Consider the following 11,329-nt stretch of genomic DNA (forward strand, 5'->3'; position numbering starts at 1 on the left):
GTGCTGCCACAGTGGTCCCCCGGAGGTGGATGATGTCGTACCGCACCCTCTCGCGCATCCCGCTGTTCCGCCGCACCGTCGGCGCCGTGGCGCTCGCCGCGGCCCTGACCGGGGGACTGACCGCGTGCGACCTGTTCGCGCCGCAGGACACACTCGACATCGAGGAGGCCAGCGTCGGATCGAGCGCCACCGTCGGGGACGTGTTCGTCGGCAACGCCGTGCTGGTCACCAGCGACGACGGCGCGACGGCGAACCTGGTCGTCACGCTGGTGAACCAGGGGAACGACACCCAGCAGGTCGAGATCGCGCCGAGCGGCGGGAAGAGCATCACCGTGTCCCTCGACCCGCGCGACACCCAGCAGCTCGGCGACCCGCCGGACGATGAGAGCCTGGTGAGCGACCTGAATTCGGCTCCCGGTTCGCTCACGACCGTGACGGTCACGAGCGGGGGAGACTCGGTCGGCCTGCAGGTGCCGGTCGTGACGGGTGCGCTCCCGCCGTACGGCACGCTCACCCCGGCGCCCTGATCGCGCCCGTCGATCGCACTCGTCGGTCGCGCTCGCCGGTCGCGCGTCACGACGCGCCGGGTGCTCCTGGAGGCCGGCACCGGTATTCCGGCACATGATATTGGCGCGAAACCCGCCCGGGTTCCCGCTGTTTCCGGGGATGTGAACGTAGGGTGTCGGTGTGTGGCGACTGGACAGGAAGACCGAGGATGACGACGCGACGTCGGGCATCCCAGACGATGACGCCCTGAACCCGCGCACGACGACGGCTCCGCACGCGCTCAGTCTGGGCGACCCGGCCCTGGTCGCCGGCAACATCGCCGACCCGGTGTGGAAGCGCTGGCGCGACGAGATCGCGGCGGTCGGCGGGGTCTCCCCGCTGCTCCACTTCGAGGACAGCCCGCGAACGCGCATCGAGCTGAGCACGACGCATCCCGGCGGCCTGCCGCAGTTCATCACCGGGCAGAGCACGCTGCTCTCCAGCCTCATCCGCGACGAGCTGGCGCTCCGCACCGCGCGCGCGGCCGCGAACGCGATCACCGCGAAGGGCATCGAGCTGCGCTCCGTGCGCGGCATCGAGTCGGTGCACCTGGCGATCGGCCTGGCGCAGTGGCGGCACGGCTCCGAGGAGTACATGGCGCCGATCCTGCTGCGCCCGCTCGCCATCCGCCGTTACGGCCGCGACTTCGAGCTGAAGCTGAAGGGCCACACCTTCCTCAACCCCGAGCTCGCGCGCGCCCTCAACGAGCAGTTCCAGATCACGCTGGATGCGGACGCCTTCGTCGCGCTCGCCGTCAGCAACGGCGTGTTCAAGCCGCAGCCGGTGATCGACCGTCTGCGCGGCCTGACCTCGCACCTGCCGTGGTTCAACGTCCAGCCGCGGCTGGTCGCCTCGTCGTTCGCCGATGTCGCCCCGGCGCTGAGCGAAGAGGCCCGCGACCTCGACACCGTCCTGCTGGATGCGCTGGCCGGCAACCCGACCGCGCGCACGACGGTCGAGAGCGCCTTCAACCCGGTGGAGCCCATCCGCCAGGACGAGCGTCCGCCTGCGACCGACACCCTCCTGCTCGACGCCGATGAGGCGCAGGAGAACGTGGTCGCGCAGATCGCCGCGGGCAATTCGCTCGTCGTCAAGACGCTGCCCGGCACCGGCGGCACCCAGACGATCGTCAACGCGATCGGCGCCCTGGTGGGCCAGCACAAGCGGGTGCTCGTGGTGAGCCCGCGGCGGTCGAGCCTCGACGATATCGCTCAGCGGCTGACGAAGGCCGGTCTGCCCGGTCTCGCGGTGACGCCGCGCACGCTCCGCCGCGACCTCATCCAGTCGATCGCCCGCAACGAGAAGGCCACCCAGCCGAAGGTCACCGACGTCGACGAGGCCTTGGTGCGGCTCCGCAAGGTGCTCGTCGACTACCGCGCCGCGCTGACCCGCCGCGACCCCGTCCTGCGCGTGTCCGTCCTGGATGCGCTGCGCGAGCTGTCGCGCCTCTCCCTTCTTCCTGCCCCGCCCTCGACGACGGCCCGTCTCGGCCGCCGGGCGATCGAGGGGCTCGCCCGCGACCGTGCCGCGTCGGCGGACGCGCTGATCCGCGCCGCCCGCCTCGGCGAGTTCCGGTACGGACCCAACGACTCTCCCTGGTACGGCGCCTCCTTCACGACGACGGAAGAGGGGAAGGCCGCGCACGAGCTGGCCAAGAAGCTCAACCGCGCCGAGCTGCCGCGCCTCATCGACCGCGCCCAGGCCCTCATCGGCCAGACGCGGATGCGCCCGTTCGCCTCGATCGCCGAGCTCGGCGTCTACCTGCGGCTCCTGCTCGACATCCGCGAGACGCTCGACAAGTTCACCCCCTCCGTCTACGACCGTTCGCTGACCGAGCTGATCGCGGCCACCGCATCCCGTCGCGAGTCGCCGTCGATGTCCAGCGCCAACCGCCGCCGCCTGCGCAAGCACGCCCTGGAGTACGTCCGGCCCGGCGTGCACGTCACCGACCTCAACGAGAGCCTGCGGCGCATCCAGCAGCAGCGCATCCTCTGGAACCGGTTCGCCGTCGCCGGCGTCGTGCCCGAGGTCCCTGTCGGGATCGCGGACGTGCAGGTCGCCTACCAGCGCGTGGCGGAAGACCTGGCGCGCCTCGACATCCCGCTCCGCCGCACCGGGACGCCGCAGTCGCTCGCCGCGCTGCCGGTGGAGGAGCTGACCCGCCAGATCGCCGGGCTCGCCGCCGAGTCCGAGGTGCTCGCCAACCTGCAGGAGCGCACCGCGCTGCTCACCCAGCTGCGGGAGCAGGAGCTCGACCCGCTGATCTCCGACCTGTCCATCCGTCACGTTCCGGAGACGCAGGTGAGCGCCGAGCTGGAGCTCGCGTGGTGGCAGTCGGTGCTGGAGTCGCTGCTCGCCTCCGACCGCGCCCTGCTCAACGCCAACACCGGGGTTCTCGATCGGCTCGAGGCCGACTTCCGGCTGGTGGACGAGGCGCACGCCTCTGCGACCGGCAAACAGCTGGCGTGGATGCTCGCCGAGACCTGGAAGATCGGCATCGTCGACTGGCCGGACGAGGCCGCAGCGCTGAAGCGCCTACTGAAGAGCACGACGCCGACGGCGACCACGCTGAACGAGGCGGCGCCGCACCTCGCGCGCCCGCTCGCGCCGGTCTGGCTGATCTCGCCCTACGAGGTCCCGTCGATCGGCCGCGAGGTCGGCTTCGACGCCGTGCTGCTGGTGGATGCGGGCGCGTCGAGCCTCGCCGAGAACGTCCCCGTCATCCGCCGCGCGAAGCAGGTCGTCGCGTTCGGCGACCCGGTGACGCAGACGCCGTCGCGCTTCGACATCGGCGTGCACGAGTACGGCACGACCGTCGAAGACGTCGACGTGGATGCGCTCCACGCCGACTCCGCGCTCGCGCGTCTCTCCGAGCTGCTCCCGGTCTACACGCTCAGCCGCAGTTACCGCGCCGGCGGCGAAGACCTCGCCGAGCTGGTCAACCGCCGCTTCTACGGCGGGATGATCGACTCGATGCCCTGGGCCGGAACCTACCTGGGCCACGGCAGCCTGTCGCTGCACTACGTCAGCGGCGGTCAGGGCATGCCGGACACCGACACGGGAGCCGTCGAGTCGACCGACGCCGAGGTCGCGAAGGTCGTCGAGCTGGTGCTCGCGCATGCGACCGAGCGTCCGCGCGAGTCCCTCATGGTCATCACCGCGAGCGAGCGGCACGCCGTGCGCGTCAACCAGGCGGTGCTGGCGGCGTTCGCCAAGCGCTCGGAGCTGGCCGACTTCATCCTCGGCGACCGGGCGGAGCCGTTCACCGTCGTCACCCTCGACCAGTCGGTCGGGCAGAGCCGCGACCGCGTCATCTTCTCCATCGGTTACGGCCGCACCCCGCACGGGCGACTGCTGTCGAACTTCGGCGCCCTCGCCGAGCCGGGCGGCGACCGCCTGCTCGCGGTCGGCATGACCCGTGGCCGCCGCGGGATGGACATCGTCTCCTGCTTCCGGCCGGAGGACATCGACGAGACGCGGATGCGTCACGGCATCGCTGCGCTGGCCCAGGTGCTGGGGGAGGCGGACCAGATCCAGGCCGCCGCTCCGGAGTACCTGAGCCCGGACGCCGACCCGATGGTGCTCGACCTCGCCAAGCGCCTCGCCCGTCGCGGCCTCGACGTGCACCTCGGTTACCGCGGCAAGCTGACCCTCGTCGCCTCGCACGGCGGCCGCGCGGTCGCGGTCGAGACCGACCAGGACGTGTCGAAGGGAAGCCTCCGCGAGTCGCTGCGCCTCCGTCCGGACGTGCTGCGTCGCCTCGGCTGGCACTACCTGCGCGTGCACAGCTTCGAGCTGTTCGCCGACCCGGACGCCGTCGCCGGCCGCATCGCCAAGCTCATCGGCAAGTCGGAGCCGGATGCCGAGACGGCGCCGATCACGCTGCCGCCGCTCGCGTAGGGCGCGTCCGTTCTAGGCTGGACGGGATGAGCGAGACACCCGGAAAGCGGCGGCACCGCCGCGTGCAGCGCCCCGGCGCGCCCGGAACCGACCCCGCGCCGCGCGTCGACCCGCGGGAGGGCACCCCGCCCGCGCCGGCCGCCCCCGACTCCGACGACGCCCCCAGTTGGTCGTCGAACGACGAGCAACTGCGCCGCGACGTCCCCCCGCACTGGTAGCCCGCCGCAGCCCGCCCGCGTCCCCTCCTCTTCTCGCCGAGGTGCACGTCGTTGCGCACCTGCGCGGCGTGTCACCCGCAACAAGGTGCACCTCAGCGGATGACGGCTCCGGGGGACGGCGCGGCCGCGAGCGTTCGAATTCCTCGAAGTGCACGTTGTTGTGGGGTCGCGCGGCGTGTCGACCGCAACAACGTGCACTTCAGCGATGAAGTCTCCGGGGGACGAAGAGGGAGGGATTAGGTGAGGGGGTCGGCGTGCTTGCCCGACGGCTGCGGCGGTGACTGCTGCGCCTGCAGCAGGTCGCGGATCTCGGTGAGGAGGTCGAGCTCCGTGATGGGAGCCTCCGGCTCGACGACGCCCTTCTTGCGCAGGCGCTCTGCGCGCTTCTTGACCTGGTTCAGCGGGTAGACGAAGACGAAGTAGACGACCACGGCGACGATGAGGAAGTTGATCACCGCACCGAGGACCGCCCCGAACTTGATGTCCGAGTTGTTGAGGGTCACGATCATCGCGTTGTCCAGATCGCTGGCCTTGAAGAACGCGCTGATGAGTGGATTGATCAGGTTGTTCACGATGGCGGTGACGACGCCCGTGAACGCGGCGCCGATGACGACCGCGACCGCCAGGTCGATCACATTTCCGCGGAGGATGAACTCCTTGAACCCTTTGAGCATGACCGGAACGAACCCTTCTACGCGGCGGAGCCCGACGACGGAGTCGACGGGGTCGAGGAGGTGGAGGAGCTGGACGAGGTGGAGCCGGAGGAGCCGGACGAGGACGAACCGGACGACGACGAGCCCGACGACGACGAACCGGACGACGAGTCCGCCTTCTTCGCCCCGCCGCGCGAGTCGGTCCGGTAGAACCCGGAGCCGTTGAACGTCACGCCGACGGTCCCGAACACCTTGCGGAGCGATCCGCCGCAGTTCGGGCACACCGTGAGGGCGTCGTCGGTGAAGGCCTGCTGGATGTCGAAGGCGTGGCCGCAGTCGCGGCACGAGTAGGAGTAGGTCGGCATTCTTCTTCCGCTGCGCTCGCTGTCGGGGTCGGGGGTCAGGTGAACTGGACGATGCGGGTCGGCGTGACCGCGCCGTCCACCGGCTGGTCGTGACGCTCGCGCGGCACCTCGTCCACCAGTTCGCCGTCGAACAGGACGGCGTACACCGGGGGACATTTTTCCATGCTGCCCAGCGTCTTGTCGAAGTATCCGCGACCCCAGCCCATCCGCATCCCGGTCGCGTCGACCGCGGCCGCCGGCACCAGGATGAGGTCGACGTCGTTGATCGCGATCGGCCCGAGCAGCTCGCCGACCGCTTCGGGCAGGCCGAACAGGCCCTCGGTCTCGGTCTCTCCGTCGCCTGTGGTCCAGTCGAGCAGGCCGTCCTCGCGCGAGATCGGCAGCAGGACGCGCAGGCCCTGCGTGTGTGCCCAGTTGAGGAAGGGGCGCGTGTCCGGCTCCACCGGAGTGGAGAGGTACGCCGCCACGGAGCGGGCGGAGAGGTCGGTCGCGAGGTCGACGAGGTTGCGGGTCAGGCCCGCCGTCGCGGTCTGACGCTCGGTCGTCGTGAGGTTCTGCCGGCGCTCGCGGAGCTCCGCACGCAGGGCGCGCTTGCGATGAGCGGCAGTGTCCGAGTCCATACGGCAATCCTAGGAGATGCCATCCTGTGCACCGCCGAAATGCGGATACTGTAGGCGGCATGGCAAATCACGACCGCGTTACGAAAGCAGTGATCCCCGCAGCCGGCCTCGGAACCCGCTTCCTCCCGGCGACGAAAGCGATGCCCAAGGAGATGCTGCCGGTCGTGGACAAGCCCGCCATCCAGTACGTCGTCGAGGAGGCCGTGGATGCGGGCCTGCACGACGTCCTGATGGTCACCGGCCGCAACAAGAACGCCCTCGAGAACCACTTCGACCGCAACGCCGAACTGGAGGAGACCCTCACCAAGAAGGGCGACACCGACCGGCTCGAGAAGGTCAACTACTCCACCGCCCTCGCCGACATGCACTACGTGCGCCAGGGCGACCCGAAGGGCCTCGGCCACGCCGTCCTGCGGGCCAAGATGCACGTCGGCCGCGAGCCGTTCGCCGTGCTGCTCGGTGACGACATCATCGACGCGCGCGACGACCTCCTGAGCCGGATGCTGACCGTTCAGTCGCAGCGCCACGCCAGCGTCGTCGCCCTCCTCGAGGTCGACCCCGACTCCATCCACCTCTACGGCGCCGCCGCCGTCGAGAAGACCGACGAGGAGGACGTGGTCCGCATCACCGGCCTCGTCGAGAAGCCGGACAAGGAGCACGCCCCCTCGAACTACGCCGTCATCGGCCGCTACGTGCTGCGCCCGGAGGTCTTCGACGTCCTGGAGCGCACCGAGCCGGGTCGCGGCGGAGAGATCCAGCTGACCGACGCGCTGCAGTCCATGGCGGAGGCGCCCGACTGGACCGGCGGCGTCTATGGCGTCGTCTTCCGCGGCCGCCGTTACGACACCGGCGACCGCCTCGACTACATCAAGGCGATCGTCCGGCTCGCCGTCGACCGTGAGGACCTCGGTCCCGAGCTGCGCCCGTGGCTCCGCGAGTTCGCCGCGGAGCTCGCGGACGAGCCCGTCGAGTTCGTCGAGGAGATGCCCGTCGACCCGACCGGGCCCATCCAGACGCTCTCCGACCGGTCCCGCTGACGGCCGGCCGAAGGAGGACTCCGTTGGCGCTCGTCGTCCCCACCCTCACCGAGGGTCGCGTGGGGTTGCGTCCCATCCGCCTGCGCGATGCGCGGCCGTTGGAGCGTTCGCTGCTCGACAACCGCAGCTGGCTGCGGCAGTGGGAGGCGACGAGCCCGTACGCGCCCGGGTCGTTCGACACCCGGGCGAGCATCCGGTCCCTGCTGGCGAACGCGCGCGCCGGGCACGGCCTGCCGTTCATCGTCGAGTGGGACGGGCGCCTCGCCGGGCAGCTGAACGTCTCGTCGATCGCGTACGGCTCGTTGTCGAGCGCGACGATCGGCTACTGGATCGCCGAGGAGTTCGCCGGCCGCAACATCACCCCGACCGCGGTGGCGCTGGCGACCGACTACTGCTTCTACCAGCTGGGGCTGCACCGGATGGAGATCTGCATCCGGCCCGAGAACGGCCCGAGCCTGCGCGTGGTCGAGAAGCTCGGTTTCCGCTACGAGGGGCTGCGGCGCCGCTACATCCACATCAACGGCGACTGGCGCGACCACTTCTGCTTCGCGCTGGTGTCCGAGGAGCTGACCCAGGGCGTGCTGCGTCGCTGGCTCGACCACAACGTCCCGGAGGACGCCGCGATCATTCCGGCGGAGGACCGCGCGGCGGCGGCCATCCCGCTGCCGATCGCCCGGCATTACTGAGCCGGTTCTCATCCCGGGCCGTTCAGCCGTGTGCTTCCGGTGGAAATGTGCTGAAAGCGCGCTGGATCGGGTGACACACCCCCGCGGGTGACCGAGGCACGGCCGTCGCCGCCCCTACCGTAGAGGACATGAACGGGGATGTGATGGGCGGTGGGGTCGTCGTCGCGCTCGCGGCCGCTTTGTGGCTCGCCTATCTGGTCCCGGTGTGGTTGCGCCGCCGCGAGTACCTCGCCACGGAGCGGAACGCCGTGCGGCTGCAGCAGACGCTGCGCATCCTCGCCGAGACCAGCGAACTTCCCGACGAGGTGCGCCTCGAGGCCACAGCAAGGACCGTCGCCGAGCAGCAGCGCATCCTCCGCAGGTCGGAGCAGAAGACCCTCGCCGCCGCCCGTGCGGAGGCCGCCGCCCACGCGCGCCGCGAGCAGGCGCTCGCGGAGGAGCGCCGCCGCGCGGCAGAGGAGGCGGAGCGGGCCGCCGCGGAGGCGATCGCCCTGGAGCGTGCCGCCCGCGCGGCCGCCGCGCAGCGCGCTCGTGTGCTCGCCACATCCACTTCTCGGCCTGCCCTGTCGCCGCAGCGCCGCCGCCGTCTCCGCCGGGCGCGCGGGCTCTCGACCCTCGTGCTCGTCGCCGGACTGATCGGGCTCGTCTCCGGCACGGTTCTGCTCTTCGAGACCGGAGCGTGGCTGCTCGCCGCCGCTTCGGTCGGTGCGGTCGCGCTGTCCGGATGGATGCTCGGCCGCCTCGCGCGCCCGGAGCGCGCCACCGGGGTCGCGCAGCCCCTGGTGCGCACGTCCGTCGTCGCGCCGGAGCTCTACGACGACGCTCAGCACGACGACGTCCCGGTGCAGGAGCGCCTGCGTCAGAGCTGGACGCCGCGCCCGCTCCCGAAGCCGCTGCACCTGTCACCCGGAACCGTCGCGGCCGCCGCGATGGCGTCGGTGGATGCCGCCGCGGAGCTGCGCCGCGCGGCTGCCCGTGCCGAGTTCGAGCGGAAGGCGGCCGAGGTCGCACCGCCCGCGCCGGTGGCCGCGCCCGTCCCGCTGCGGGCCGTGGAGCGGCCGGTCGCGGAGTCGACGGCCCCGTCCGCTGTCGCGTCCGCAGTGGCCCCGGTGGCGGCCTCCGTGGTGGCTTCTGCGCCCGCTGCGGCGACCGTCACGAGCCGCTATGCGAGCATGGGGATCCTCGACGAGGCGGACACCGGAAGCATGGACCTGGACGCCGTCCTGCGTCGTCGCCGAGCGGCCAGTTGAGCCGTGCTCGATTTCGACGGGACCCGCGAGGGGTGCTATTGTTTCTAAGCAGTTCCCCGGGGCTATGGCGCAGTTGGTAGCGCGCTTCGTTCGCATCGAAGAGGTCAGGAGTTCGAATCTCCTTAGCTCCACCAGAACCGGAAAGGCCGCCCAGTCGGGCGGCCTTTTTGTTTGCCTGCGTTCACTCCCATCCTTGTTTGTTGGTACAGTCGTGCTAACACAGAGGGATGCGGGGGCGAGATGATTCTGCTGGCGATCGTGGCATGCGAGATCGGGTTCTGGGTGGCCATCGTCGCCGGCCTGATCGCCCGTTATCCGGCGGGGAAGCCCCGCGTGGGCGCCGCGCTTCTCATCGCCGCGCCTCTCATCGATGTCGTGCTGCTGGTGCTGGTCGCCGCCGACCTGATCGGAGGAGCCACGGCATCCTGGCATCACGGCCTCGCCGCCCTCTACATCGGCATCTCGGTCGCCTATGGGCACCGGATGATCTCCTGGGCCGACGCGAAGTTCGCGCAGCGCTTCCGTGGTGCCGAGCCGCGTCCGAAGCCGACGGGGCGGGCGTACACGGTCGCCTGCTGGAAGGATGCCGCGCGAACGCTGCTCGCATGCGCCGTCGCCGCGGCGATCCTCGGCGCCCTGATCCTCGTGGTCGGCGCCCCCGAGCGCACCGCGGAGCTGGTCGGGTTCTTCCCCCTCCTCGGGGTGATCCTCGGCATCGATGTGCTGTGGGCGGTCAGCTACACGATCTGGCCCAAGAAGACCACGCAGCCGGCCGCGTCGGGCAGCTGACGATGCCCCGGCTGATCGACCACGAGGAGCGCGACCGCGAGATCGCCGAGGCGGCTCTGCGCGTGCTGGCGCGCGACGGCCTGGCGGGGCTGTCGGTGCGCAACGTGGCGGCCGAAGCGGGCATCGCCACCGCATCCCTCCGACGGGCCTTCCCCGAGCAGGATGCGCTGCGCCGCTTCTGCCTCGAGCACATCCGGCAGAACGCGACACGTCGCATCGAACGGGTTCGCGGCGACGGCAGGATGGCCGTGCTCGCCGTCCTGGAGGAACTGCTGCCCCTCGATGAGGAGCGGCGGATCGAGCTGACCGCACACCTGCAGCTCGGCGCGCTGGCGCTCAGCAGCGGGCAGCTCCGACCGGTCCTGCTCGAGTTCAACGCCGCCATCCGCGAATTGTGCGTCCGCCTGATCGCGGAACTCGAACGGGCGGGGGAGCTTCGGGCGGGAGCAGATGCGCCGGCTGAGGCGGACCGGCTGCACGCGCTGGTCGACGGCGTCGCTCTCCACCTGCTCTGGGAGGACGGACCGGAGGAGCGCAGGCAGGCTGTCGGCGTGTTGGCGGCACACCTGGATGGGCTCCGCTGAGATGCGCGGCCTGCCGGGCTAGACGACCAGCAGGATCGCGAGCGCGACCATGAGCACCGCGATCCCGCCGTCCAGGATGCGCCAGGCGATCGGCTTCGCGAACACGGGAGCGGCGAACCGCGCGCCGAAGCCGAGCAGACCGAACCAGAGCAGGCTGGCGGTCGCGGCGCCCGCGCCGAAGATCCAGCGGCCCGGGTCGCCGTGCGAGGCCGAGAGCGAGCCGAGCAGCAGCACGGTGTCGAGATAGACGTGCGGGTTGAGCCACGTGATCGCGAGGCAGGTGCCGACGGCCGCGGCGAGGGATCCGGCCACGGCGCCGGAGGCGGTCAGCGACTCCGGCTTGAGCGCCCGGCGCGCGGCGAAGACGGCGTAGCCGAGGAGGAAGGCGAAGCCGGCCCAGCTGACGATCTCCAGTGCGATGGGGGCGTTCTTCACGAGAACCCCGATGCCCGCCACGCCCGCCGCGATGAGGAGCGCGTCGCTGATCACGCAGATGAGGACGATGGGGAGGACGTGCTCGCGGCGCAGCCCCTGGCGGAGGACGAAGGCGTTCTGCGCGCCGATGGCGACGATGAGGGATGCGGCCGAGCCGAGGCCGGTGAAGAACGTTGCGAGCACTCCTCGACGCTAGGGCTGTGCGTGGGCTAAGTACAGCTCAGGTTCGTGATGATGGATTAGCAT

General features: G+C 70.9%; 12 protein-coding genes and 1 tRNA gene. 9 read left to right on the forward strand and 4 right to left on the reverse strand.

Going from position 1 to position 11,329, the window contains the following annotated elements; genetic code table 11:
• The first annotated feature begins 11 nt into the window (after window positions 1–11).
• From H284_RS0116610 to H284_RS20950, 3 genes are all read left to right on the forward strand, one after another.
• Entirely contained in the window at window positions 12–527 is a 516-nt protein-coding gene (locus H284_RS0116610) for a hypothetical protein (protein WP_231371265.1), read from the forward strand.
• Between the two features lie 160 nt (window positions 528–687).
• Entirely contained in the window at window positions 688–4,446 is a 3,759-nt protein-coding gene (locus H284_RS0116615) for an ATP-binding protein (RefSeq protein ID WP_020077113.1), read from the forward strand.
• Between the two features lie 26 nt (window positions 4,447–4,472).
• Window positions 4,473–4,664 carry a hypothetical protein gene (locus H284_RS20950; RefSeq protein ID WP_020077114.1) on the forward strand — a complete coding sequence of 64 codons (192 nt, stop codon included), beginning with the start codon at window positions 4,473–4,475 and terminating at the stop codon, window positions 4,662–4,664.
• Window positions 4,665–4,900: 236 nt separating this feature from the next.
• Here H284_RS20950 and mscL read toward each other — a convergent pair whose 3' ends face one another.
• The 3 genes from mscL to H284_RS0116630 are packed head-to-tail and all read right to left on the reverse strand — an operon-like array spanning window position 4,901 to window position 6,302.
• The gene (gene mscL, locus H284_RS0116620) at window positions 4,901–5,338 is read right to left on the reverse strand and encodes a large-conductance mechanosensitive channel protein MscL (protein ID WP_020077115.1); all 438 of its coding nucleotides are present in this window, start codon (window positions 5,336–5,338) and stop codon (window positions 4,901–4,903) included.
• 17 nt (window positions 5,339–5,355) lie between these two features.
• Window positions 5,356–5,682 carry an FmdB family zinc ribbon protein gene (locus H284_RS0116625; RefSeq protein WP_020665335.1) on the reverse strand — a complete coding sequence of 109 codons (327 nt, stop codon included), beginning with the start codon at window positions 5,680–5,682 and terminating at the stop codon, window positions 5,356–5,358.
• A 35-nt stretch (window positions 5,683–5,717) separates the two neighbouring features.
• Window positions 5,718–6,302, reverse strand: a complete 585-nt coding sequence (locus H284_RS0116630) for a 5-formyltetrahydrofolate cyclo-ligase (protein WP_018191698.1) — start codon at window positions 6,300–6,302, stop codon at window positions 5,718–5,720.
• A 59-nt stretch (window positions 6,303–6,361) separates the two neighbouring features.
• On the opposite strand from H284_RS0116630, the gene galU reads away from it, so the two are divergent.
• The 6 genes from galU to H284_RS0116660 all read left to right on the forward strand — a co-directional run bounded on the left by galU (window position 6,362) and on the right by H284_RS0116660 (window position 10,648).
• Window positions 6,362–7,339 carry a UTP--glucose-1-phosphate uridylyltransferase GalU gene (galU, locus tag H284_RS0116635; RefSeq protein WP_029042986.1) on the forward strand — a complete coding sequence of 326 codons (978 nt, stop codon included), beginning with the start codon at window positions 6,362–6,364 and terminating at the stop codon, window positions 7,337–7,339.
• Window positions 7,340–7,362: 23 nt separating this feature from the next.
• Window positions 7,363–8,025, forward strand: a complete 663-nt coding sequence (locus H284_RS0116640) for a GNAT family N-acetyltransferase (RefSeq protein ID WP_018191696.1) — start codon at window positions 7,363–7,365, stop codon at window positions 8,023–8,025.
• A gap of 128 nt (window positions 8,026–8,153) precedes the next feature.
• Complete coding sequence (locus H284_RS0116645; RefSeq protein ID WP_020077118.1) at window positions 8,154–9,275, forward strand: hypothetical protein; 1,122 nt, start codon at window positions 8,154–8,156, stop codon at window positions 9,273–9,275.
• Window positions 9,276–9,333: 58 nt separating this feature from the next.
• A tRNA-Ala gene (locus H284_RS0116650) sits at window positions 9,334–9,409 on the forward strand.
• A 106-nt stretch (window positions 9,410–9,515) separates the two neighbouring features.
• On the forward strand, window positions 9,516–10,064 hold the full coding sequence (locus tag H284_RS0116655; protein WP_020077119.1) for a hypothetical protein: 549 nt from the start codon (window positions 9,516–9,518) through the stop codon (window positions 10,062–10,064).
• Window positions 10,065–10,066: 2 nt separating this feature from the next.
• On the forward strand, window positions 10,067–10,648 hold the full coding sequence (locus tag H284_RS0116660; RefSeq protein ID WP_020077120.1) for a TetR/AcrR family transcriptional regulator: 582 nt from the start codon (window positions 10,067–10,069) through the stop codon (window positions 10,646–10,648).
• 18 nt (window positions 10,649–10,666) lie between these two features.
• Here H284_RS0116660 and H284_RS0116665 read toward each other — a convergent pair whose 3' ends face one another.
• Window positions 10,667–11,266: a LysE/ArgO family amino acid transporter gene (locus tag H284_RS0116665; RefSeq protein ID WP_020077121.1), complete on the reverse strand. Its 600-nt coding sequence runs from the start codon at window positions 11,264–11,266 to the stop codon at window positions 10,667–10,669.
• Window positions 11,267–11,329: the final 63 nt, after the last annotated feature.

The sequence above is a fragment of the Cryocola sp. 340MFSha3.1 genome, assembly GCF_000383315.1.
In the GTDB taxonomy this organism is placed as follows: domain Bacteria; phylum Actinomycetota; class Actinomycetes; order Actinomycetales; family Microbacteriaceae; genus Leifsonia.

Coding starts and splice junctions, on each gene's coding strand:
- H284_RS20950 (WP_020077114.1), top strand. CDS start 4,473: ATGAGCGAGACACCCGGAAAGCGGCGGCACCGCCGCGTGCAGCGCCCC.
- mscL (WP_020077115.1), bottom strand. CDS start 5,338: ATGCTCAAAGGGTTCAAGGAGTTCATCCTCCGCGGAAATGTGATCGAC.
- H284_RS0116625 (WP_020665335.1), bottom strand. CDS start 5,682: ATGCCGACCTACTCCTACTCGTGCCGCGACTGCGGCCACGCCTTCGAC.
- H284_RS0116630 (WP_018191698.1), bottom strand. CDS start 6,302: ATGGACTCGGACACTGCCGCTCATCGCAAGCGCGCCCTGCGTGCGGAG.
- galU (WP_029042986.1), top strand. CDS start 6,362: ATGGCAAATCACGACCGCGTTACGAAAGCAGTGATCCCCGCAGCCGGC.
- H284_RS0116645 (WP_020077118.1), top strand. CDS start 8,154: ATGAACGGGGATGTGATGGGCGGTGGGGTCGTCGTCGCGCTCGCGGCC.
- H284_RS0116655 (WP_020077119.1), top strand. CDS start 9,516: ATGATTCTGCTGGCGATCGTGGCATGCGAGATCGGGTTCTGGGTGGCC.
- H284_RS0116660 (WP_020077120.1), top strand. CDS start 10,067: ATGCCCCGGCTGATCGACCACGAGGAGCGCGACCGCGAGATCGCCGAG.